Origin of the sequence: Bradyrhizobium sp. (assembly GCF_004799445.1) — a bacterium.
Lineage (GTDB): Bacteria > Pseudomonadota > Alphaproteobacteria > Rhizobiales > Xanthobacteraceae > Bradyrhizobium.
This window is the reverse complement of record NZ_SSNA01000207.1, coordinates 1-23,270: the sequence shown is the minus strand read 5'-3', so window position 1 is coordinate 23,270 and position 23,270 is coordinate 1. Positions and strand designations below refer to the sequence as shown.

Annotated in this window: 22 protein-coding genes; 14 read left to right on the top strand and 8 right to left on the bottom strand. The window is 63.3% G+C overall.

The features are described 5' to 3' along the window. The first annotated feature begins 3 nt into the window (after nucleotides 1–3). The 6 genes from E8A46_RS27155 to E8A46_RS27130 all read left to right on the top strand — a co-directional run bounded on the left by E8A46_RS27155 (nucleotide 4) and on the right by E8A46_RS27130 (nucleotide 5,745). Nucleotides 4–1,659, top strand: coding sequence for a nitrite/sulfite reductase (locus E8A46_RS27155; RefSeq protein ID WP_291567763.1), 1,656 nt, complete (start codon nucleotides 4–6; stop codon nucleotides 1,657–1,659). Next, nucleotides 1,646–2,161, top strand: a complete 516-nt coding sequence (locus E8A46_RS27150) for a DUF934 domain-containing protein (protein ID WP_291567761.1) — start codon at nucleotides 1,646–1,648, stop codon at nucleotides 2,159–2,161. The genes E8A46_RS27155 and E8A46_RS27150 overlap by 14 nt, the downstream gene beginning before the upstream one ends. Beyond that, nucleotides 2,158–2,898, top strand: a complete 741-nt coding sequence (locus tag E8A46_RS27145) for a phosphoadenylyl-sulfate reductase (RefSeq protein ID WP_291567759.1) — start codon at nucleotides 2,158–2,160, stop codon at nucleotides 2,896–2,898. The genes E8A46_RS27150 and E8A46_RS27145 overlap by 4 nt, the downstream gene beginning before the upstream one ends. A 274-nt stretch (nucleotides 2,899–3,172) precedes the next feature. Then, complete coding sequence (locus tag E8A46_RS27140; protein ID WP_291567756.1) at nucleotides 3,173–3,715, top strand: CAP domain-containing protein; 543 nt, start codon at nucleotides 3,173–3,175, stop codon at nucleotides 3,713–3,715. A 60-nt stretch (nucleotides 3,716–3,775) separates the two neighbouring features. After that, entirely contained in the window at nucleotides 3,776–4,951 is a 1,176-nt protein-coding gene (locus tag E8A46_RS27135) for a DUF3734 domain-containing protein (RefSeq protein WP_291567754.1), read from the top strand. 5 nt (nucleotides 4,952–4,956) lie between these two features. Further along, a complete protein-coding gene (locus E8A46_RS27130) occupies nucleotides 4,957–5,745 on the top strand; it encodes a 3-hydroxybutyrate dehydrogenase (protein ID WP_291567752.1) in 789 nt (262 codons plus the stop codon). A gap of 50 nt (nucleotides 5,746–5,795) precedes the next feature. On the opposite strand, the gene E8A46_RS27125 is transcribed toward E8A46_RS27130, so the two are convergent. The 4 genes from E8A46_RS27125 to E8A46_RS27110 all read right to left on the bottom strand — a co-directional run bounded on the left by E8A46_RS27125 (nucleotide 5,796) and on the right by E8A46_RS27110 (nucleotide 8,807). Next, nucleotides 5,796–6,092 (bottom strand): type II toxin-antitoxin system RelE/ParE family toxin, encoded by a 297-nt coding sequence (locus E8A46_RS27125; RefSeq protein WP_291567750.1) that lies wholly within the window; start codon nucleotides 6,090–6,092, stop codon nucleotides 5,796–5,798. Continuing rightward, nucleotides 6,089–6,319, bottom strand: a complete 231-nt coding sequence (locus E8A46_RS27120; protein ID WP_291567748.1) for a hypothetical protein — start codon at nucleotides 6,317–6,319, stop codon at nucleotides 6,089–6,091. The genes E8A46_RS27125 and E8A46_RS27120 overlap by 4 nt, the downstream gene beginning before the upstream one ends. Nucleotides 6,320–6,362: 43 nt before the next feature. Further along, entirely contained in the window at nucleotides 6,363–7,763 is a 1,401-nt protein-coding gene (locus tag E8A46_RS27115; protein WP_291567746.1) for a flippase, read from the bottom strand. Between the two features lie 189 nt (nucleotides 7,764–7,952). Continuing rightward, on the bottom strand, nucleotides 7,953–8,807 hold the full coding sequence (locus tag E8A46_RS27110) for a protein-disulfide reductase DsbD domain-containing protein (RefSeq protein WP_291567744.1): 855 nt from the start codon (nucleotides 8,805–8,807) through the stop codon (nucleotides 7,953–7,955). A 135-nt stretch (nucleotides 8,808–8,942) separates the two neighbouring features. On the opposite strand from E8A46_RS27110, the gene E8A46_RS27105 reads away from it, so the two are divergent. Continuing rightward, complete coding sequence (locus E8A46_RS27105; protein ID WP_291567743.1) at nucleotides 8,943–9,593, top strand: YqgE/AlgH family protein; 651 nt, start codon at nucleotides 8,943–8,945, stop codon at nucleotides 9,591–9,593. 203 nt (nucleotides 9,594–9,796) lie between these two features. Here E8A46_RS27105 and E8A46_RS27100 read toward each other — a convergent pair whose 3' ends face one another. Continuing rightward, nucleotides 9,797–10,684 (bottom strand): TauD/TfdA family dioxygenase, encoded by an 888-nt coding sequence (locus E8A46_RS27100; RefSeq protein ID WP_291567741.1) that lies wholly within the window; start codon nucleotides 10,682–10,684, stop codon nucleotides 9,797–9,799. A 183-nt stretch (nucleotides 10,685–10,867) separates the two neighbouring features. On the opposite strand from E8A46_RS27100, the gene E8A46_RS27095 reads away from it, so the two are divergent. Further along, nucleotides 10,868–11,242 (top strand): CsbD family protein, encoded by a 375-nt coding sequence (locus tag E8A46_RS27095; protein WP_291567739.1) that lies wholly within the window; start codon nucleotides 10,868–10,870, stop codon nucleotides 11,240–11,242. 65 nt (nucleotides 11,243–11,307) lie between these two features. On the opposite strand, the gene E8A46_RS27090 is transcribed toward E8A46_RS27095, so the two are convergent. Continuing rightward, nucleotides 11,308–13,008, bottom strand: coding sequence for an SGNH family hydrolase (locus E8A46_RS27090; RefSeq protein ID WP_291567737.1), 1,701 nt, complete (start codon nucleotides 13,006–13,008; stop codon nucleotides 11,308–11,310). Between the two features lie 162 nt (nucleotides 13,009–13,170). Beyond that, nucleotides 13,171–14,577 carry a lytic murein transglycosylase gene (locus E8A46_RS27085; RefSeq protein ID WP_291567735.1) on the bottom strand — a complete coding sequence of 469 codons (1,407 nt, stop codon included), beginning with the start codon at nucleotides 14,575–14,577 and terminating at the stop codon, nucleotides 13,171–13,173. A 234-nt stretch (nucleotides 14,578–14,811) separates the two neighbouring features. Here E8A46_RS27085 and E8A46_RS27080 point away from each other — a divergent pair, with 234 nt between their 5' ends. After that, the gene (locus E8A46_RS27080) at nucleotides 14,812–15,696 is read left to right on the top strand and encodes a UTP--glucose-1-phosphate uridylyltransferase (protein ID WP_291567733.1); all 885 of its coding nucleotides are present in this window, start codon (nucleotides 14,812–14,814) and stop codon (nucleotides 15,694–15,696) included. A 138-nt stretch (nucleotides 15,697–15,834) separates the two neighbouring features. On the opposite strand, the gene E8A46_RS27075 is transcribed toward E8A46_RS27080, so the two are convergent. After that, complete coding sequence (locus E8A46_RS27075) at nucleotides 15,835–17,331, bottom strand: diguanylate cyclase (protein WP_291567731.1); 1,497 nt, start codon at nucleotides 17,329–17,331, stop codon at nucleotides 15,835–15,837. Nucleotides 17,332–17,582: 251 nt separating this feature from the next. On the opposite strand from E8A46_RS27075, the gene E8A46_RS27070 reads away from it, so the two are divergent. From E8A46_RS27070 to E8A46_RS27050, 5 genes are all read left to right on the top strand, one after another. Then, complete coding sequence (locus E8A46_RS27070; protein ID WP_291567729.1) at nucleotides 17,583–17,831, top strand: hypothetical protein; 249 nt, start codon at nucleotides 17,583–17,585, stop codon at nucleotides 17,829–17,831. A 351-nt stretch (nucleotides 17,832–18,182) separates the two neighbouring features. Further along, nucleotides 18,183–20,543, top strand: coding sequence for a mechanosensitive ion channel domain-containing protein (locus tag E8A46_RS27065; protein ID WP_291567728.1), 2,361 nt, complete (start codon nucleotides 18,183–18,185; stop codon nucleotides 20,541–20,543). Nucleotides 20,544–20,988: 445 nt separating this feature from the next. Next, nucleotides 20,989–22,086 (top strand): DUF2778 domain-containing protein, encoded by a 1,098-nt coding sequence (locus E8A46_RS27060; RefSeq protein ID WP_291567726.1) that lies wholly within the window; start codon nucleotides 20,989–20,991, stop codon nucleotides 22,084–22,086. A gap of 87 nt (nucleotides 22,087–22,173) precedes the next feature. Further along, nucleotides 22,174–22,431, top strand: coding sequence for a hypothetical protein (locus E8A46_RS27055; RefSeq protein WP_291567724.1), 258 nt, complete (start codon nucleotides 22,174–22,176; stop codon nucleotides 22,429–22,431). A 112-nt stretch (nucleotides 22,432–22,543) separates the two neighbouring features. Continuing rightward, nucleotides 22,544–23,203, top strand: a complete 660-nt coding sequence (locus E8A46_RS27050; protein WP_291567722.1) for a L,D-transpeptidase — start codon at nucleotides 22,544–22,546, stop codon at nucleotides 23,201–23,203. Nucleotides 23,204–23,270 lie beyond the last annotated feature (67 nt).

The window sequence follows — 23,270 nt, the reverse complement described above, 5'->3', positions numbered from 1 at the left end:
TTCATGTACGCATACGATGATCTCGACCGCACGCTGATCAACGAACGCGTTGAGGAATTTCGCGATCAGGTAAAGCGCCGGCTGTCCGGCGAACTCACCGAGGACGAATTCAAGATGCTGCGGCTGCAGAATGGCGTCTATCTGCAACTGCACGCCTATATGTTCCGGGTCGCGATCCCCTATGGCACGCTGTCGTCGACGCAACTGCGGCGGCTGGCGCATGTGGCGCGTCGCTACGACCGCGGCTACGGACATTTCACCACCCGGCAAAACATCCAGTTCAACTGGATCAAGCTCGCCGAATTGCCGGATGCGCTGGCCGATCTCGCCGAAGTCGGCATTCACGCCATGCAGACGTCAGGCAACAACACGCGCAACGTCACGTCGGACCAGTGGGCCGGGGTGGCGCCCGGCGAGATCGAGGACCCTCGCATCTGGTCCGAGCTGGTGCGGCAATACACGACGCTGCATCCGGAATTCTCCTTCCTGCCGCGCAAGTTCAAATTCGCGATTACCGCCTCCGCGCACGATCGCGCCGCCATCAAGATTCACGACATCGGCCTGCGCCTGCACAAGAATGCGCAAGGCGAGACCGGCTTCGAAGTGCTGGTCGGCGGCGGATTGGGCCGCACCCCGTTCATCGGCAAGACCATCAAGCCGTACGTGGCGGGCCGCGATCTGCTGAGCTATGTCGAGGCGATCCTGCGCGTCTACAACCAGTATGGCCGCCGCGACAATATCTACAAGGCGCGCATCAAGATCCTGGTGCACGAGCTCGGCATCGAGAAATTCGCAAGGGAGGTCGAGGACGAGTGGCTGGCGATGCGCGACAGCGCGCTGACGCTGGATGACGCCGACATCGAGGACGTCCGTTCGCGGTTTTCCTATCCGGCGTACGACAAGCTGCCGCACATGCCGGAAGAATTGAAGAAGGCCGCGCACGATCCGCTGTTCGAGCGCTGGCGGAAGAATTCGGTATTCACCCACAAGGTGCAGGGCTACGCGATCGTGACCTTGTCGCTGAAGCCGGTGGGCGGACCGCCCGGCGACGCCACCGCCGACCAGATGGATGCGATCGCCGATCTCGCCGACAGATATTCCTTCGGCGAGATCCGCGTCGGCCATGAGCAGAACCTGGCGCTTCCCCATGTCGCCAGGCGCGACCTGCCGGCGCTCTGGAAGGCGCTCGACAAAATCGGGGTGGCGACGCCGAACGTCAATCTGGTCTCCGACATCATCGCCTGCCCGGGGCTGGACTATTGTTCGCTCGCCAATGCGCGCTCGATTCCGATCGCGCAGGAATTGACCCGGCGCTTTGCCAATCATGACACCGCCGACCTGATCGGCCGGCTGCACATCAATATTTCCGGCTGCATCAACGCCTGCGGCCATCACCACGTCGGTCACATCGGCATTCTCGGTGTCGAGAAGAACGGCGAGGAGTTCTATCAGATCACGATCGGCGGCCGCGCCGACGAGAACGCCGAGCTTGGCGCCCTGATCGGGCCCGCCGTTCCCTATGGCGACGTCGCCGACGTGGTCGAGGACATCGTCGAAGCCTATCTTGCGCTGCGCGCGCGCCCCGACGAGCTTTTCGTCGACACGGTGAAGCGACTCGGCGTCGAACCCTTCAGGGAGCGCGTCTATGCCACTCGTTAAGAACGGAACAATCGCCACCGACATCTTCGTCCACGTCCCGGACGGGGCCGAATTGCCGGGCGACGCCGCGGTAATGGTTTCGGCGGCACGGTTTCTCGAGGATCCGGAAGCGCTGCTGCGGCGCGCGGGCAAGCTCGGGGTGGTCTGGCCGAACAACCGCGACGTCGACGATCTCGTGCCCTTCCTCGACCGGCTTGCGGCGGTCGCCCTGGTGTTTCCGTCGTTCCGCGACGGCCGCGCCTACAGCCAGGCGCGGCTATTGCGCGAACGCCATGGCTATGACGGCGAATTGCGCGCCTCCGGCCAGGTGCTGCGCGACCAGTTCGTGTTCATGCTGCGCGCCGGGTTCGACGCCTTCGAGGTGAAAAAGCACGGCGACGCGGAGGCGTTCGGGATCAGTGCAAAGCGTTATTCGGTGTTCTACCAGCCGACCGGCGATGGCCGCATCACCGCGCTGCACCGGCGGATGCAGCTGCGTCATTCGGAGAGTACCGGCCAATGAATGAGCTTGCGCAACCGTTGTTGGCGGAGCGGACGGCAGGCGCGCGCGATCTGCCGGCGGCGGCGGAGCTCGATCACGCGCTTCGCAATGTCACGCCGGCCGAGGTCATCGCGTGCGCCGTGCGGACCGTAGGCCGCGAACGCCTCGCTTTGGTCTCGTCATTCGGCACCGAGTCGGCCGCGCTGCTCGAAGTCATGGCCGATGTCGATCCCGCGATCCCCGTGATTTTTCTCGACACCGGATGGCTGTTTGAGGAGACGCTGGCCTATCGCGACACCCTGATCGCGACGCTGGGCCTGCGCGATGTCCGCTCCGTCAAGCCGCTGGAGGAGACGCTGCGCCGCGAGGATGCGAATCGCGAATTGTGGTTCTCCGATCCGGACGCCTGCTGCCGGATCCGGAAAGTCGAGCCGCTGCAACGGGCGCTGGCGCCTTTCAGCGCGTGGATCAACGGCCGCAAGCGCTTTCAGGGCGGACCGCGCGCCACCATCCCGGTGGTCGAGGAGGACGGCAAGAGGCTGAAGTTCAACCCGTTCGCAAACACCTCGCGCGAGCAAATCGCGGCGATTTACGCAGAGGCAAAATTGCCGCCGCATCCGCTGGCGGCATCAGGTTTTCTCTCGGTCGGATGCATGCCCTGCACCAGCCGGACCTCAGAGGATGAGGATGCGCGCGCCGGCCGCTGGCGTGGCCGGGTCAAGACGGAATGCGGCATCCATACGACGAAGACGGCGTAGCCCTGCGCTGCGTCCCCGTCGGGCGAGACCGCGCGACTGGCAACTGCCGTCATAGCCGCGAAAGCGGGTATCCAGTACGCTGCGGCTTCACGACCCATCGCTGGCATCTCTGGAATACTGGGTCACCCGCTGGAGCCTGTCATCGGTCAGCGCCTAGGCGCTGACCCGTTGGCGGGTGACGACAGCGGTCTTGCAGCCGAAAAAAGCCCCACTGTTCACCATTCAGCCACGGTTGGCATGCAACAACCCTCGGTCATCTGGGGAATCTCGAATCATGCGCGCTTTGGTCGCGATTATTGGGCTATTGGCGCTTGGCGGCTGCGCGGCGGATGTTCCGATCGAACAGCCGAGCATGTATCTCAACATGGCCGAGGCCGGTGCTCGGCTCGATCCCCAGGCCGCGGCCACGATGATTTCGCTCTACCGGCAGAACAACGGTCTCGGCGCCGTGGTGGTCGATCCCCAGCTAATGAAGGTTGCGGAAATGCAATCGCAGGCGATGGCCAGCCGCAACAAGCTCGACCACGATGTCAAGGCGCCGCTGCCGAAGCGCCTGCAAGCCGCCGGCTACCCCGCGACGCTGGCGGTGGAAAACGTATCCGCCGGCTACCACACTTTGGCCGAGGCGTTTTCCGGCTGGCGCGACTCGCCGCCACACCGGGCGAACATGCTTCAAAATGGTGTCACAAAATTAGGCATCGCGGCGAGCTATGCTCCCAATACCAAATACAAGGTGTTCTGGACGCTCATTCTTGCGTCGACCGAACCGCGCGATCAACTCGGTGTGAGGATCCCTTCGGCGGCCCTCGCTGATTGACGTCAACGCGAACTGACGCCACGGTGCACCCTGATTTTCCTGGTCGAACCAAGGGCGATGATGAATTTGGAAAACCCAGCGCCAGCCAGCACGCCTGCGACCGCAGAGCGCGTGCTCGTCCTGCAAGGCGGCGGCGCACTCGGCTCCTACCAGGCGGGCGCCTACCAGGCGCTGTGTCACTTCGGTTTCGAACCGGTCTGGATTGCCGGCATCTCGATCGGCGCCATCAATGCCGCGATCATCGCCGGCAATGCGCCGGAAAAACGGGTCGAGCGCCTCAAGGAATTCTGGGAGATGGTTTCCGCTCCGGTGCCCTGGAATCCCGTCAGCAACGACAACCGCGGGCGATCCCTGTTCAATGAAGCCAGCGCCGCCCTGATCGCGACGTTCGGCGTGCCCGGCTTTTTCCGGCCGCGTGTCCCCCCGGCGCCGCTTTGGCCGCAGGGCAGCCCGCAGTCCCAGAGCTATTACGACACCGCGCCGCTTCGCGCGACGCTGGAGCGGCTGGTCGATTTCGACCGCATCAACGATCTGAAGACCCGGCTCAGCGTCGGCGCGGTGAGCGTCACGACCGGCAACTTCAAGTATTTCGATAATTTCGAATTCAAGAAACTCGGCAAGAAGATCGGACCGGAACACATCATGGCGTCCGGCGCCTTGCCGCCGGGCTTTCCCTCTGTCGTGATCGACGGCGAGCATTTCTGGGATGGCGGCATCGCCACCAACACGCCGCTCGATTTCGTGCTGGACGAGGAAATCAACAACGACCTGATGATTTTCCAGGTCGACCTGTTCAGCGCGCGCGGACCTCTGCCGGTTTCCCTGCTCGAGGCCGCCGAGCGCGAGAAGGACATCCGCTTTTCCAGCCGCACCCGCATGAACACCGACAAGAACCGGCAAATCCACAACACCCGCAGGGCGCTGCGCGAGTTGATCGGCAAGTTGCCCGACTATCTCAAGAACGATCCGTCGGTCGAGATTCTCTGCGAGGCCGCCAAGGAAAGCACCGTCACGGTGATGCACCTGATCTATCGCAGCAAGAATTACGAATCGTCCTCCAAGGATTACGATTTCTCGCACGTCGGGATGGTCGAGCACTGGAACGCCGGCGTGCGCGACGTTCATCTGTCGATGCGCCACAAGGACTGGCTCGAGCGGCCGCAGTCCGGTGAAACCATGATGACTTACGATCTCACGGGGGACGGCACCGAAACCCTCGAAGGCAAACAGGAGTGAAAACAATGGGTACGTTGACAGGCAAGACCGCGCTAGTGACCGGTTCGACCAGCGGCATTGGATTGGCCTATGCGCGCGCCTTCGCGGGTGCCGGCGCCAACATCGTCATCAATGGCATGGGCGCGCCTGCCGACATCGAACGGGAGCGCGCGGCGATCGAGAGCGACTTCAAGGTCAAGGCCATTCATTCGCCCGCCGACATGACCAAGCCCACCGAGATCGCCGGCATGATCGCGCTGGGAGAAAAGACTTACGGTTCAGTCGATGTCCTCGTCAACAATGCCGGCATCCAGTTTGTTTCGCCGATCGAGGAATTCCCGATCGATAAATGGGACGCCATCATTGCGATCAACCTGTCGTCGGCGTTTCACGGCATCCGCGCCGTGGTGCCCGGCATGAAGAAGCGCGGCTGGGGCCGCATCATCAATACCGCCTCGGCGCATTCGCTGGTGGCCTCGCCGTTCAAGTCGGCCTACGTCTCGGCCAAGCACGGTATCGCCGGCCTCACCAAAACCGTGGCGCTGGAGCTTGCGACCTTCAAGATCACCTGCAACTGCATCAGCCCGGGTTACGTCTGGACGCCGCTGGTCGAGCATCAGATTCCCGACACCATGAAGGCGCGCAATATGACCAAGGAGCAGGTCATTCACGACGTGCTGCTGCAAGCCCAGCCGACCAAGGAGTTCGTCACCTCCGAGCAGGTCGCCGCCCTGGCGCTGTTCCTGTGCGGCAACGACGCGGCGCAGATCACCGGCGCTAATCTGTCGATCGATGGCGGCTGGACCGCGGAGTAGGCCGCTTTCCTTTACCCTCCCGTCGTTTGCCTGAGGGTGCAATTCCTGCGCTATTCCGGAGCGGTTGCTGGAGGCCGCATCGACGTGTGCCGGATATGCAGAATATCGATGGTGTCGTTGCGCACCCGGTAGAAGATCCGAAATGGATAACGCACGACGGTGGCGGCCCGGACCTCGGAGCGCTGCGAGAGACGTGGCGAAGCTTCCGGCGCATGGCTGATGCGCTCAATGACACTTTCCAGCCGACGCCCAATTGATTGAGCTATCGCAGGACTGGCGCTGGCCGTGTAGTAGGTCGCGATTGTGTTGAGATCAGCCAGAGCCCGCCGCGAATAGACGAGCTTCATGCCGAACGAAATCGCGCAAATGCTGCTTTGATCTCGGCCTCGGATGCGACGTTTCCGACGTCGATGGAGGCCATCGCGGCGTCAATGATCTGCAGTTCTTCGCGGGTAGCGAGATAGTCGCGCCCCCGCAATTCGCTTTCGATCTGGTTGGCAACAGCAACCAGTTCATCCTGCGCCTCTTCAGGCCAGGACTGGACACGCTCCAGCAGGGTTTTGAGGTCCGTCATAGTCATAATAAATTGTATCACGCAGGAGGCCGGTTTCCAACCGCTACGGGGTGCTGCCGGAACCGCCATTGCCGAACGCCAGCACGTGAAGCCCAAGCCGCCGGCGCACGATCCAGAACAGCAGCACGGTCTCGAACACAAGCGAGATCGAGGTCGCCGCCGCCGCGCCGTAGCCGCCGAACCGCGGCACCAAGGCGACGCAGAGCACCACATTCATGACGAAGGCCAGCGCGTAGGCCAGCGCGCAGACATACTGATGGCCGAGCATGTTGAGCAGCCGCTCGACCGGGCCGATCGCGGAGCGGACGACGAGGCCGACGGCGGCGATGAACATGATGTCATACCCCACCACGAATTGCGGTCCGAACAGCCACAACAGCGGCTTGCCGAACGCCAGCAGCAGCACGGTGGCGGCGAGCGAGGGCCAGAACGTCCACTTGATGGCATGCGCGACATAGGCCGACAGCCGAGCCTTGTCGCCGAGCGCGTGATACTCGGCAAACCGGTGCGCCGTGGTCGCCGACATCGCGTAGTGGATAAAGGACACCAGCGCCAGCGTCTTCACCACGGCAAAGTAAACGCCGACCTCCTGCGACGAGCGGAACTGTTGCAGCACCAGCACGTCGGTGTAGGACAACAGCAGGTAGAAGCCTTCGACCATCAGGATCGGCAGCGAGACCGCGAGCCAGCCGCGGAAATCGTAGGCCTTCGGACCGGGCTCGATGTGACCGCCGAGGCGGCGGTTCAGCATCACCATCTGGCCGAGCATGGCGACCCACACCACGGCGGCGCTCGCCAGCATCGCGGCGACCGCGCCGAGATCGAAGCCCAGCGCAAGGGCGCCGGCGGTGAGGCCGATGATCAACGATTGGCGGACGACGAATTGCGGCATCAGCCCCAGCCGCATCCAGTCGTGCGCGCGCGCGATGCCGTCCTGGGTGTTGGCGACGACGAAGGCCGGCAGCGTGAGGCAGCCGATGTAGAGCGGAACGACCGTGTTGGCGTCGATCCACGGCGACAACAGTTTGACGACACCTGCCAGCAGTCCTGAAACCAGCGATGAGACGACAAAAGTCATCCAGCGGCTGCCGGAGAGAAAGCCGCGCAGCAGCGCGTGCTCGCCGCGGGTGCGGTATTCCGGGATGATTTTCTGCGCCGACGCCGAGATGCCGAAATCCATCATGCTGCCGAGCAGCAGCACCCAGGTCCAGACATAGACATAGATGCCGTAGTCCGATCCGCCCATCCAGCGCGCCAGCAGGATTTGCGAGAGATAGGCCAGCGCGGCGCTGACGACGCGGATGATGAAAATCGTGCCGGCAAGCCGCCGGGTCACCGAGGCTTCGCTGGCGCCGTCAGGCGCGCCGCCGGAAAAGCTTGCCAGCATCGCCCGCAGCCGCGCGACGACGCCGGTGGGCGGAGGTGTTGCGGATTGAGCGTCCATCACGGCCAAAGCGGGAAATCCTCAGCTACCGCAGGCGATGCAGCGATGGTTTTTGCCTATCAACTATTCGTTAAGATTCGGTTGGGTGGAGCCGTCACCGGATCGTCATTCCGGGGCGGGAGCGAGCGAGCGAACCCGGAATCTCGAGGTTCCGGGTTCATGCTTCGCATGCCCCGGAACGACCCGCTGTCAGTCCAGATTGATATTGAATTCGTAGGAGCGCTCGCCGCTGACCAGCGTCAATTTGAGCGCAGCACCTTCGGGATCGATTCCGGGTGGCACGCCGTCAAGCTCAAAGGCGAAGCGTTTGACGCCGGGTGGGCTGTGTTCGAGCAGTCTTGGAACCGGCAGTCCCCAGTCCGGGGTTGGGCCCTCGACAAACAGGTTGACCGCTTTCGCATCGGGCGCGACCACGTCGACCAGGACGGTGGATTTGCCTTCGCGTTTGACGTCGCGGATGGTCAGCGGGTTGGGATCGCCGACGCTGGCCGGCTTGGGAACCGTATCGAGCGCCGCGAACAGCACGCTGTCTTCGGTGCTCGCCACGCTGGCGAAGGCGAGCTCGGCGTTGGCTTCGATCGGGATGCAGATTTTCTCACAGATCGCGTAGCTGATATCGGCGCGAAGCGTCGCCGGCTTGTCGGCATTTTTCGCGACAATCCGCAACGGCAGCACGACCTGGTCGTGATAGCCCAGCGAGGTGCCGCCGGCGCCGTCGTCGAATTTCGTCGGAGCCGGCCACAGAACGGTCACGGCCTCGATATTGTCGGATTTGGAGAAGTCGAAGCGGGGCGGAACGCCGGAATCGCCGGAGGTCCGCCAATAGGTCTTCCATCCCGGGTCAAGCTGAACCGCGATACCGCCAAGCAGTACGGCGCCGCTCCGCGATCCCGCGAGCAGCCGGACAGCCGAATGCGCGCCCCGCTGCCAGGGTGAAGCGTCCTTGGGGGAAGCATCCTGGGCGCGCGCCCCGATCGCCAGGGATGACGTCAAGGCGGCCAAGGCGAGGCCGAGCGCGGCTCGCAGGGGAACTAGCACGGTCATGCCACGTCCTTACCGCCAAGCCGGATCGCAAGCCATTGAATTGCTTGTGATGCGTTTCGAAACATCCAGCGAAGCTTGATTGACAGAACCGCCACCCAATATCAGGATGGATCATGACACGGGAGTCCTTTGCGGATGGATCCTGAAGGCAAAAGACCGAGAATGGTTCGCCGCAAAGTTGCCAGCGCTGGCGGCGAAACGGCGGAAAATGGCTATCTCGACGGCCAGTTGCTGATCGCCATGCCGGTCATGGGCGATCCGCGATTCGAGCGTTCGGTGATCTATCTCTGTGCGCATTCGGCCGAAGGCGCCATGGGTATCATCGTCAATCGTCCGGCGGGCAGCATCGATTTTCCCGGACTGCTGGTGCAGCTCGATATCATCAAGAAGGCCGACCAGATCAAGCTGCCGGAAAATGCCGAGACCATGAAGGTCCTGAAGGGCGGTCCGGTGGAGACCGGCCGCGGCTTCGTGCTGCATTCCAGCGATTTCTTCATCAAGGATGCGACGCTTCGGATCGACGACGGGATTTGCCTGACCGCGACCGTCGATATTCTCAAGGCGATCGCCAGGGGCGCCGGTCCGAAGCATGCCATCCTCGCGCTGGGCTATGCCGGCTGGGCGGCGGGCCAGCTGGAAACCGAAATCCAGGACAATGGCTGGCTGCATTGCGACGCCGATCCGGATCTGATTTTCGGCGACGATGTCGAGGAGAAGTACCTCCGCGCGCTGCGCAAGATCGGGATCGACCCGGGCATGCTGTCGAACGAAGCCGGGCACGCCTGATCCACGCGTCATGCCCCGCGAATGGGGAGCCTAAAACCTGAAACGGTTGCGATTTGGTGGCGTCATCGCACTGTGCGCCCCCTCCCCCGCTTGCGGGGGAGGGCTGGGGTGGGGGCTCTCGCGGCATCGGAATTTGCAGAGGCAGCCCCCACCCGCCTCGCTTCGCTCTGCACCCTCCCCCGCAAGCGGGAGAGGGAAGAATCCTACTCCGCCGCCTGCTGCGCGACCGTGGGTTCGGTTCCGGCCACCGTGGCGCGGCGCATGTCGCGCGGCTGCGACTGGTCGTAGCGGCGCACGCGGTGCATGGTCTGGCGGTTGTCCCACATCACGAGATCATGCAGCGTCCATTTGTGGACGTAGACGAATTCGCGCTGCGTGGCGTGCTCGGTGAGGTCGCGCAACAGCAGCCGCGCCTCCGGCACGCTCATGCCGACGATCGCGCCGGCATGCGATGACAGGTAAAGCGACTTGCGGCGATGCGCCGGATGGGTGCGCACCAGCCGCTGCAGCACCGGCTTGAACATCTGCTTTTCTTCCTCGGTGTAATCGAGGAAGCCCAGCGATCCCCGCGAATACATCAGCGAATGTTCGCAGATCATGTCCTCGATCTCGGCCTTGGTCTCGTCGTCGAGCGCATCATAGGCCGCGCGCATGTCGGCGAATTCGGTGTTGCCGCCCTTGGGGTTCACCACCCGCGCCGACAGCAGCGAGAATTTTGCCGGAATCGGGCGGAACGAACTGTCGGAATGCCACAGGCAGTTGCCGAGATTGAACAAGTGGGTGCGATGATCGCGCGGCAGCGGCTTGTCGTCCTTGCCGAGGTTGGACACGTCATTCAGCCCCGAGGTGAGCCGGTAGTCTTCCCGCTTGGTCACGGTGCCGCCGCGCGCGCTCTCGCGTTCGCCGAAATTGCGCGCGAACGCCAGTTGCTGTTCGTCCGATATGTCCTGATCGCGGAACAGCAGCACGCCATATTGGTCCATGCCGGCTTCGATATCGGCGGCTTGCCGTGGCGTGAGCGGCTCTCGAAGATCGACGCCGGAGACCTCGCCGAAAAAATGCGGGTGAAGCTGCCGGATCGTCACGGTCATGTCGTTCCTCCTGATCGGCGCGAGCGGTTGGTCCCGCTGCATTTGCAGCAAAAAACTACTCCCTGACATCGCGAAGTCAACGGCGTGGGCGCTGGCCGGCCGGTCGGAACCGGATCGGACCTCATCGGTTAGCTCCCCGAGAATCAACTCACGCAGAAGCGCGCGCAACAAGGAGTGACCGCGATGGACAAGGATCGGATTGCCGGATCGGCAAGGGATATTGCCGGTAAAGTCGAGGGAGCGGTCGGCGATATGGCAGGCAACGCCCAAACCCAGGCGGCGGGCCGGGCGCGAGAAGCCGCCGGCTCGGTGCAGAACCTCTACGGCCAGGCCAAGGATGCCGCGCGTGACGCGGGCGAAGCGGCCGTCAACTATGCCAGGGACGCCTACGAGAACAGCGGCGATACCTTGCGCGACGGATCGCAGGTCGTGGCCAAGCGCGTGCAGGATAATCCGCTCGGCGCACTCCTGATCGCTGGCGGGATCGGCTTTGCGCTGGCGATGCTGATGACGCGTCCGCCGCGCCGGCCGCCGCCCCGCTGGCGCTATTACAGCTAACGGCCGATGCCATCACCCGTCTTCCCGGGCTCGCACTGACGTGAGCCCCGGAGCGACGCGAGACATCATCGCGTGAGATTGCCCGGCGGCACCGGCACTGCCGCCGATCGCCCGACATTACTCGGCGGGCGCGGAACGCCTGCCGGCGCGCGCGGCTGCGGCTGCGGCTGCAACTGGCGCGGCGGGCTTCCAAAGCCGAAAAAATTCCGGATGGACGGCGTGCCCGATTGAACCGGCGCGCCGGGTTGATTCGGAGCAGGCTTCTTCGGTTTCGGTGGCGCGCCAGGCGCTGTGACCGTTCCATCCGGCGAAACCGCTGCCACCGGCGTTTCGCCCTTGGCCTGCTCGCGTCCGACTTCGCGGCGCGGCCAGGCGAAATCATCGGCACGGCCGGCGGGCGGGGCGAGCGGTTCGCCCTTGACCAGCGTTCGTGCGGCGAGCGCATCGACGGCGGCCGGGCGCGATCCCGGACCGCCAAGCAATTGATCGGTGCCGACGGAGGAAGCCACCAGTGGCAGGATCGGTCCCGCCAGCGGACGCGGCGCCGGCTGGCCGGGTTGCGCATTGGCATCAGGGGTTGCCGGTTCGCTTGGCAGCGAGATTGGCGCGGAACGGCCCGCCAATAGCCGGGTGATCTCGCGCTCGACATAATGCGCCAGCTTGCGCGCGCCGGGCCTGGTGAAATACACCCCGTCATAGGAGCGCAAGCGCCGGATCTGGCCCTCGAAGTCGGGGCCCTGCTGCAGGAAGCGGCCGGCCTCGTCGACAAATCCGTCCCAGACGTCGACATATGTGATGCCGGCCTTGCCGGCGGCTTCGCGGTACAGCGAATCCAGAAACAGAGAATCCGCCGTCGCCTTGGCGCCGCGCACCGCCGGGAGGCCGACCCACAGCACCGGCACGCCCTTTGATTTCAACACGGCGATCATCTCGTCGATTTTCTTGGTGTAGAGCTCGACCCAGCGCTCGTCGTGGAACTCATAAACGCCGGTCGCCGAACGCGCGCCCTTCTCCGGTGCGATGATCGGCGAAACCTCGCCATTGTCAGCGCTGTCGTCCGGGGGCAATTCGGTGTCGACCGCCTTGTCGTCGGGCTTGGCGGCGGTATCGGCCGCGTCATCGCCTTTCGCTCCGGATTTCGGGTCGCCGGGCTTGCCATCGGGCTTGGCGCGGGCGTCCTTCTTGTCGCTTTTCTTGTCCGCCTGCTTGCCGTCGGATTTCTCGGCGGCCGGCTCGCGCATCGACACGCGGTCATTGAGGCCGAGCATGACGACGATGGCGTCCGGCTTTTCGGTGGCAAGGATGCCCTTGGCCGCGGCGGCCCAGTCCGCCGGGTCGCCCTTAGGCTGATACCGGATCAGGCCCGAGACGGTCTTGTGCCTGCGGATTACGCCCATGTCCGGTTGCTCGACATAGGCGTCCTCAAGACCATAGGCGAGCCAATCCGCCATGGCGTCGCCGAGCACCAGCACGTTGCGATCCGGTATGGTCTCGCGCTTCTCCGGCGGTGGTGCTTTGGAAAAATTCTGCACCGGCTTGGGCGCCTGCTGCTGGAATGGTGCGAACAGGTCGCCGCCGAACCAGCCGCCAGGTGACCGACCGCCTGGCGGCGGCGGTGCGGCTTGCGGCCGCGGCGGTCCGCCGAAATTGAAAAATTGCGCGGACGCTGGCGCCACGATCCCAACCAACAGCGCGACCGCGACGGCCAAGACGATCAGCGGGCCGGTCTCGGTGAACACCCGGAAAAAGGATTTTTTCTTTGGCATGCGGGTCGGTCGCAATCGGTCGTTCGGGCAATCGCTATACTAGCTGAATCAGGCCGCAAGCGGGCAGATTTCGGAGCCATAGACCCGGCATCGGCCGCCGTCGTCAAGCCAGCCGCCGGAATGTTGTGTTCAAGGTTGGTTTCGGCGGCCGAATCCGGCGTTTCAATGCCCCCGGAGCCGCTCCAGCGTCTCCGAGGAGGCAAATCCGTCCGCAGGCGCCCCGATCGACGCCTGGAAGCCGCGCAGCGCCTCCCGGGTCTCGCCGCCGAACTGGCCGTCCGGGGTGCCGCGATAGAATCCGCGCTGGGCCAGAAGCTGCTGCAGTTCCAGCCGCTCGGCGCGCGATAATTCCCGTTCCTGCCGCGGCCAGGGCTGCACAAAGGGGGGGCCGCCACGCAAGCGGTCGGCGAAGTGGCCGATCGCCAGCGCATAGGCCTCCGCCGGATTGTATTTCATGATCACGCGGAAATTCTGCAGCATCAGAAAGCCCGGCCCCTCGGCGCCGGCGGGCGCGAGCAGATAGGCTTTCTCGGCGGAAGGCGGAAATGGCTGGCCGTTGGCACGCTTGAGGCCCAGATGCTCCCACTGCGCGGTCGTCATCGCTTTCGCCCGGTCCGCCAGCATGTAGTTGAAGCCCTTCGGCACGACGACCTCGTAACCCCAGGTCTGGCCGGTCTGCCAGCCGTCTTTCTTGAGATTGTTGGCGGTGGAGGCGATCAGGTCGGCCGGATCGTCGACCACATCGCGGCGGCCGTCGCCGTCGGCGTCGACGGCATAGCGCTTGAAAGCCGTCGGCATGAATTGGGTCGGCCCGAAGGCGCCGGCCCAGGAGCCGCGCATCTGTTCGGGGCGCAGATCGCCGCGGTGCAGGATCTCCAGCGCCGAGAGGAACTCATCCTTGAAATATTTCTGGCGGCGGCCGATGCAGGCCAGCGTTGCCGTGGACTGCACCACGCTGCGATCCCCCATCTGCGTGGAGTAATTCGACTCGATGCCCCAGATCGCCGCTATCACATAGCGGTCTACGCCGTAGGCTGTTTCCGTCGCGTCGAACTGCGGCTTGTATTTGGCGAGGATCTCGCGGCCCTTGGCGAGACGGTTATCGTTCACCAGAATGTCGAGATAATCCCAGATCGACTTGGTGAATTCCGGCTGCGAATCCATCAGATCCATCAGGCGCAGGTCAGGCGCAAGGCCCGCGGTAAAGCGCTGAAAGCTCGCTTGCGAGATGTTGCGGCGCGCGGCGTCCGGCCACATCGCGGCGACGCAATTGTCGAAATTCGCCGCCGCCTCGCGGATCGCGCTGGCGGTCATCAGCGGGTGGCCGGAGGCGCCGTCCTCGCCGCTCCATGGCAGCGGCGCACCGCCCCCGCCCGGCGCTGCCGGCGCCGGTGAGCCCGCCGGGGTTTGACCGCCATTTGAAGACGAGCCGCTGAATATGTTGCCGAGAAAGTCGAGCGGTCCGCCGCCTGTGGATTGCGCATGGGCCTCGCCGCACCAAAATAGCGCCGCCGCAAGCACTACCGCGCCCGTCCTCGGCAGCGCCGATCGTCCGGTTCTTTGCGTCATGTTCCTACCCGCAAGGCCCTGAATTGACCCGCTTTCAGGAGGCCTGGTGACGGTTTCCAACAGCTTAACAGAGGCGGGATTTTTGCGTCAGGGGGCTTCCCGATTTTCCGGAAAACGCGAGCAGGGCACGGAACCTGCATCACATATCCGTCTTTGTTCCCGGCTGCAAAGCAGCTACCAACATGCGATCAAGATGCTCATTCCCCGTCGTTCTCTCAAGGCACCCGATACCCCATGAAAATCCGCAAAGCCGTCTTCCCGGTCGCCGGCCTCGGCACCCGCGTCCTGCCCGCCACCAAGGCGATGCCGAAGGAAATGCTGACCATCGTCGACAAGCCGCTGATCCAATACGTGGTCGACGAGGCCAGGGAAGCCGGCATCGAACATTTCATCTTCGTCACCGGCCGCAACAAGGGCGTCATCGAAGACCATTTCGACCGGATGTACGAACTCGACGCCACGCTCGCCGCGCGCGGCAAGAAGGCGGAGATGGAGATCCTGGCGCGCGACCAGCCGGAAGCCGGCGCCGTGAGCTTTACGCGGCAGCAGGCGCCGCTGGGCCTCGGTCACGCGGTATGGTGCGCGCGCGACATCGTCGGCGACGAGCCGTTCGCGGTGGTGCTGCCGGACGAGCTGGTGCTCAACACGCCGGGCTGCCTTGCGCAGATGATCGAGGCCGCTGGCAAGCTTGGCGAAAAGTCCAACCTGATCGCGGTCGAGGCCGTGCCCGACCATCTCACCCACCAATACGGCATTTGCGGCGTCGGCAAGCGCCACGCCGCCCACGGCACCATGTTCGAGGTCGACGGCATGGTGGAAAAACCGCCGAAGGGCACCGCGCCGTCTAACCTGTCGATCACCGGGCGCTATATCCTGCAGCCGGAAATCTTCAAGATCCTTGAAACCCAGGAGCACGGTGCCGGCGGCGAGATTCAGCTCACCGATGCGATGATCGGGCTTTCGAAGATGCAAAGCTTCTACGGCGTCGAGTTCGAAGGCGAGCGCCACGATTGCGGCTCCAAGCCCGGCTTCCTCCGCGCCAACATCGCCTTCGGCATGGCGCGCCCCGACCTGCGCGAGGGCCTGCGCGCGGAAATGAAGAAGTATCTGGAAAAGTGACGAAGTCATTCCGGGGCGATGCGTAAGCATCGAACCCGGAATCTCGAGATTCCGGGTCTGGTCCTACGGACCATCCCGGAATGACCGGACTTGGATTGCTTCGCTGTCGTTCGCAATGACGGGGCCTGTGGAATTAAGCTAGGCCACCAGCGAAAGTCTCGAGGTGCTGCCCAAGACGCAGCAATTGCGGCCGGCAGCCTTGGCCGCGTAAAGCGCCTTGTCGGCGCCGTTCACGAGTTGGCCCCAGTCCGTGGCTGTATCGGGCATCAGGCTGGCGACGCCGATGCTGACGGTTGTGACCGCTGCCTCGCCGGCCCATTTCAGAACCTTCAGCCGGATCGTTTCGGCCACCCGAAGTGCCTCCTCGGACGAGAGTCCCGGCAACAGCACGGCAAATTCCTCGCCGCCGTAGCGCGCGACGCAATCGCCGGCCCGCCGCACCGAATCCGAAATGCAGATCGCGATGCCGACCAGCACCTCGTCGCCGGCCTGATGTCCGAACGAGTCGTTGTAGGATTTGAAATGGTCGGCATCGATCATCAGCAATGCGAGCGGCGTCTGCTGGCGCACCGCACGCCGCCACTCGGCATCGATGGCGGTATCGAACTTGCGCCGGTTTTTCAACCCGGTGAGCGCGTCGGTGGTGGCAAGCTCCTCGAGTTTGTCCTCGGCGGTCGCGCGGCGGCCGATCTCGCGCGCGAGAAACAGCGTCACGGCAAGCACGAACGCGATCAGTGCCAGCATGATCGCGCCGATCCGGGTCGCCTCGGTGCGCCACAGCTTCAGAATATCGTCCCATGGCTTTCCAACCAGCACGACCAGCGGCCTGGTGCCGTCGCGCCAGATGTAGAGCCGCGACGGGTGAGCCGCGGTGGCGATCCCCGAATATGATCCGCTCGGCTCCGACAGCGCGCGCTGCACGCCGGGGAAATGGCCGAGATTCTTGCCGATCAAGTCGAGGTCGAACGGTGTTCGCATGATCACGGTGCCGTCGCGACGAAGTACGGTGATGGTGTCGTTCGGGCCGAGATGCAGGCGGCCGAACAAGTCGTGAAAATAGCTAAAGCGGATCGAGCCCGCGACCACGCCGAGAAAGCGTCCGTCGTCGCCGGTGATGCGCCGGCTGAGCACGATGGCATAGGCGCCGTGGTGCAGCATCGGGCGGCTGATGAACAGGCCGGCGTCGGGCCGGTCGCGATGAACCTTGAAATATTCCTCGTCGCCGCGAACTTCGGGAACAGGGTCCAGCGTCGAGGCGTCGATGCTCAGTCGCCCCTCGGCATTGAATACCTGAATCCCGCCAAAATGTTTCGCGGTCGCGGCGTGGTCGAACAGGATCAATTGCCGGATCGGCTTGGTGACCTGATTGATCTCCGGCATCACCATGTTGCTGGCGACGGCGCGCAGCGACAGGTCGTAAAGCTCGACGTTGCGGCCGATGTCGGCATCGATGCCGGATGCCAGGTTCTCCAGGGTCTGCCGCGCCAGTTCTTCCTCGCCGCGGCGCATGTCGAACATGACGCTGGCGCAGATCGCGGAAAAGCCGATCACCGTGACCACGGACGACAGGATCAGCAGCTTGGCCGATAGCCGCCAGGGCCGGCTGGCCATGTCTGTGCGCCGTCCTAATCCCATCACTCGCTCCCAGTGTTGTGCAATGCACCTGGAATGGTTGCCGGCGGCTTAAATGGCCAGCGCTTGCGCAGGAATGAGTTAACGCTTGGTTGCCGCGACCGGCCAATTTGTCGAGGGTGGCGGCCATTTCGGGCAGGTGCGCAAAAGCGGGCACCGATTTTGCGCTCGATCGCGTTCCAAGCCGGCAAACGGGCGTATGATCTGCTCGCCAAACCGCTTACAGCTAGGCGAATCACGCGCCGAGGATTGAAGTGAACGATTACACCGCCCTGCGGGACTATCTGAAAAAGCAGAAGCTTCCCGAATTTGTCCTGAGCTTCGAAGCGATCGAGGAGATCATCGACGCCGCACTGCCGCGCGCGTCGCAGCGTGCGTCGTGGTGGGAGACCTTGCGCAGCCCGCAGGAAAAGATGCCGCAGCGCGAAGCCTGCCTCGCCGGCGGCTACATCGCCACCAGGCTGGCCGATGGCAAGAGCGTGCGGTTCAAAAGGATCAAGTGAGGGGGCGCGAACCCACCTCGGCATGATGCGTGGTCCCGGCGAAAGCGCGGGTCCGGTATTCGCTTTCCGAAATTCGTGATCCGGCTTGGTCCGAAGCCTTCCGCCGCTTTGCGTCCAATAATGGATGTTCGGCAAAGTCTCTCTGCGTCAATGCCGAGTCGGTGACCGCCACCAATCCGGCGGTCAATCGCTGCGGTATTCTTGGGCGGCGGCAAATGCCAAGACAACGCCGCTGCGGTGGCCAACTTTCGACACACCGCAACGGCGAAAAGGGGAGATTCGCCATGATGCACACGCGAGCGCAGATACCGACTCCGGTTTCGCTGTCGTGCACATGTTCAAGGGGTCCTCATGTCGCACAAACTCTTTCCTTCGATGCTGCTTGCGTGCGCGTTGTTTGCCCTCCCTGCTTTTGCGCAGACCGGCGTTGCACCCAAGGACGCGCCCAACGCAGCCGTCTCAGCCGCGAACAATGCTGATGTGTTGACGCCCGATCAGGCAAAGCGGGCGCTCGATACGCTTCTGGACGACAAGAAGCGCGCGCAGATGATCGATACGCTGCGCGCCATCGCCAATGCCTCACCGCAGGCACAAATCGCGCCGCCCGCGCCCGCGCCGCGACCCGCGATTCCACTTGCGGCGGATAGCCTTGGCGCACAGCTCTTGCTGACGGTGTCCGAACAGGTCGGCGAGATATCGCACGAGATTGCCGATATGGTGCGGACGCTGACGCATTTTACGACGTTCTATTACTGGATCGTGCGAACGGCCACCGATCCGTCCGCTTATGATCAGTTGCTCGATATCGCATGGAAACTGGTGTTGGTGTTCGGTTGCGCCTTCGCTGCCGAATCGTTGATCGTCCGTATCACCAAGCGGCCGGTAGCGCTGCTGGAAGCCAGCCTTCCGCAAACGGCGCATGCCCCGGCACGGACACTGGGCATGGTCGATCCACCGTCCTCCGCGGCGGATGTAGTCGCGGAGCCGGAACTGCAGCAACGGCGTCTCAGTCTGGCGCGCGCCTGGCAGTCGCTGGTCAGACTGCCGTTCGTATTGGGACGTCTCGCGCTCGAACTGCTTCCGGTGCTCGTCTTCATCGGTGTAGCCATGATGTTGCTGGGTACCGGGATCGGCGAAATCGCGACGACCCGGCTAGTGATCCTGGCGGTCGTGAATGCCTACGCACTGTCGCGTGGACTGATCCGTGTCGCACGGGCGTTGGCGGGGCCTTTCGGTTTGCTTCGTGCTCGTGCCGAGACCGCGGCCTATATCGAGATCTGGGCGCGGCGCATCGTCACCGTCGGCATATCAGGCATCGCCTTTGCGAATGTGGCGCTGCTGCTCGGCTTGCATCGCGCCGGCTACGCGGCGTTGCTGCATCTGGTGATGCTGATTGTGCATCTCTTTATCGTCGTCATCATCTTGCAGTGCCGCCGACAGGTCGCCGAAGCCATTCGGGCGCCGGCCGGCCGCGAGGGCATAGCGGCCAGGGTGCGCAATCGCGTCGCCGGCCTGTGGCACTATCTCGCGATCGTTTTGGACCTCGCGCTGTGGGCTGTGTGGGCGCTTAATATCCGCAACGGTTACTCGCTGCTGCTACAGTATTTTGTCGGCACAATTGCAGTCGCGCTGATCGCCCGTCTTGCCACGATCCTGGTACTCGGCCTGATCGATCGCGGTTTCAGGATCAGCCCGGATATCCTGCAGCGTTTCCCCGGCTTGGAGACCCGCGCCAATCGCTATCTGCCGCTACTGCGAAGAATCGTCGCGGCTGTCATCGCATTCATCGGCTTCGTTGCGCTGCTCGAAGTCTGGGGTGTGGATGCCATCGTCTGGTTCTACGGCGGTCAGATTGGCAGCCGATTGTTGTCGGCGGTGGCGACGATCGGCATTGCCGTGCTTGCCGCGGCGGCGATCTGGGAAGTAAGCAACGCGCTGATGGATCGCCAGGTCAATGCGCTGTCGCGCGACGGTCACTATGCGCGTGCGGCGCGACTGCGTACCTTCCAGCCGATGCTGCGAACGGCGCTGCTGTGCCTGATCGTCACGGTGGTCGGTTTGACGGCGCTGAGCGAAATCGGCGTCAATGTCGCGCCGTTATTGGCCGGTGCCGGGATCGTCGGCATCGCGATCGGCTTCGGCTCGCAGAAATTGGTGCAGGACCTGATTACCGGGCTATTTCTCCTGCTGGAAAATACCGTGCAGGTCGGTGACAACGTCAGTGTGTCCGGCCTGTCAGGGGCGGTCGAGAATGTTTCAATCCGCACCATTCGCCTGCGGGCCGCGGATGGATCAGTGCACATCGTTCCTTTCAGCGCCGTGACGACGATCACCAATTCAAGCCGTGGCGCCGGTAATGCGGCCGTCAGCGTCAACGTCGCCTACAAGGAAGACACCGACCGCGCCGGCCAGATCCTCAAGGAGATCGTCACTGAGATGCGTCGCGAGCCCGAATACCGCCAGGCGATCCGCGGCGATCTCGAACTGTGGGGCGTCGACAAGGTGGATGGCTCGATGGCGTCGATCGTCGGCCAGATTCGCTGTACTGACAGCGGTCGCTGGCCGGTACAGCGCGAATTCAACCGCCGCATGAAGCGGCGATTCCAGGAGTGCGGAATCGAAATCGCATCCGTCGGTCAAACCATCCTGATGCAGATTCCCGTACAGTCCAACTCAGCCTCGGATTCGATGCCTCGACGGGCGGCCGGCTAATTCCAGATTGCATCTTCATGGCGGGGAGGCGTATCGGCAGCGGGCGTGAGCTATGTCAGTCGCGGACCTTTCCCACCATTATTTGGGCCGTGACCGTCTGCTACGGAATCGTGATCACTTGGCTTGTGGGATGGAAGGGGGAAGCAAAGGCAGACCTATTCATAAATGTCGAGTATTGGGGCGGAGGAACAGGGGCCGCTCTGGGTTCAAAAGCTGATTCCGAAGGAGTATTCGGTATTGCCGCAAAGCGCGGACGCTGGTTAGTTGCGCTTTCGACCGACGCCATTTGATAAGGATTTTGGCGGTTTCCAGGTCGGCGAAGAATGCCGGGCTACTGGCGTTTGTCTCGATTATGCCGCACTTTGGCGCCCATGATGCGGCGTTTTTGCTGAGTCCTTTCTGCGAAGCGGGCGGTGCTCCAAGGCGTCGAATCCCCGGGGGATGGATGGTCTACGTCACAAGGAAAGCAGACAAAGTCCCGTCGGCGGCACGCGGCTTTTCATTGTCCGGCACCATTGCACTGGGCGTCGGTGCATTCGCATTGGCGTCGGCGGCGGCAGTCTGGACGGAGGGTTTTGATCCGGGTGCCCGGGTCTCGGATGCCGCTGCTCCGCAGAATCTCGACACGCCATCGTTTGATGACCGATTCCTGGCACGTTCCGCACCCAGGCTGCCTTCCGCGGATAGTCCGCAGCGTTTCCTGCTTCGTTCTTTGCCTTCGGAACTCGAGATCAAATTTCAACAGGCCAAGGATCGTCTCGCCCAGAAACTGCGGCCTCAAGGCTGGCGGGACGCTCTCGTCGAGGAACCGCCGGTAGCGTTTGTCGAAGAACCAAAGCCGATCGAAGAACCAAAGCCGTCGAGCGCGTCTGCCGTTCCGCTTCCCAGGTCGCGTCCGGTTGAGGCGAAGCTGGACCCCAAGAACGACGGCGCCATGGCTCGGGCCGAAGTCCCTCTGGCCCGAACGGAAAATCGCACGTTGCTGGAGAAGCTTTCCGATCTGTTGCCGGGGCGCGTCACGCTTGCCTCGCTCGCTCCCGATGGCGGCCTGTTCGGCAAGAAGCCGGACCTCGCCTCGCTCGGCTACGACAACATCACCGCCGTCTATGACATCTCGGCGCACGCGGTTTACATGCCGGATGGATCAAAACTCGAAGCGCATTCCGGCTACGGTAGCCTGATGGACGATCCGGCCCACGTGGACCAGCAAAATATCGGTGCGACGCCGCCAAATGTCTATGACTTGAAGCCGCGGGAAGCCCTATTTCACGGTGTCCAGGCGCTCCGCATGATCCCCGTGGGTGAAAACGACACGCTCGGACGGTCCGGATTGCTTGCGCATAGCTATATGCTTGGCCCCAACGGCGATTCAAACGGCTGCGTGTCGATCAAGAACTATGACCGGTTCTTGAAGGCATTCACCAACGGCGAGATAAAGCGCCTCATCGTTGTGCCAAGACTTGAGGATCGAAGATTTGGGGAAAGAAGACCTGAGGAAAGGCGATCCGGCAACGACAAGTCGGCGTCGCGGCAGTCAACCTGACGGCATGCCCCCGGTCCCACATGAAGTCATGAACGGTCGCGCAACAATTTCGAATTGCCTTCGTCGCCTTTTTCCCACGACCGAGGCATGAGCGAAGTATCAAATTCCGACACGCCGCTGAGGACAACGTTCAGGATTTTCCTGAACGGCCAGACGGTTTCGATTGGCACGGTTGGCCAAGCCTATCGGTTCATAACAAGTCTCAGTCCGGTCGAGTGGATGGAGTTCAGATCGCTTCATCAGGACGCTGTTGGCTCTCTTCAGAGTGCGGCCGGAAATGCGATGCTGACGGTGCAGGCGACAAACGCCCTGCGCGCGCTGTTCGTCCGCGCCAGGCTGCTCTGAACGGAACCGGTTCGCAGTTCCATCTGACATCCATCGCACCCCGCATGCCGCCTTGATTTCCGCACTATTTGGGGAAAACAATGGCGCGAAGTCACGCTTTGGAGGGCGGGCGGTGCTGAGGTCAGGGCTCGCGTGGTTGCTCGTAGGGCTGCTTGGGCTCGCGCTTGGCGGTTGCATGCAAGCGACGCTGGCGCCGTCGTCGGATGCGAGCTTGACTCCAAGGGACCGGCAGCTGCTGGCCAATGCGCCTTACGCGCAGGCGAGCATTGCGGAGCAATATCGCCGGCATATCGTCGACTATCCGTACAAGGAACGGCCGGGGTCGATCCTGGTCGATACCGACGCGCGCTATCTTTACTACGTAATGCCCGGAGGCAAGGCGATCCGCTACGGCGTGGCCGTGGGGGAGGAAGCGCTGGCCTTTTCCGGCGTCGCTACGGTCGGCCGCATGGCGGAATGGCCGGATTGGATCCCGACCCCGGAGATTCAGGCGCGTCTTGGCCCATACCCGCCGCGCATTGCAGGAGGTCCAGCCAATCCGCTGGGCGCGCGGGCGCTGTACCTCTACGCGGGCAACAAGGACACCCTGTATCGCATCCACGGCACCAACCAGCCGGAATATATCGGCCAGGCCATATCTTCCGGCTGCATCCGCATGACCAACGAGGATGTCATCGATCTCTTTGATCGGGTGAAGCAAGGCGCGACCGTCGTCGTGCTGGCGCCGGGTCAAAGCGGATGGAGCGGGTCCACCGCTGCTCGCCGCGGCTGATCCGGGCGCGGCCGCGGCGCAACTCGATCCTCTGCCTTCGCGCGGGATGACGATAGCGGCTGGCTAG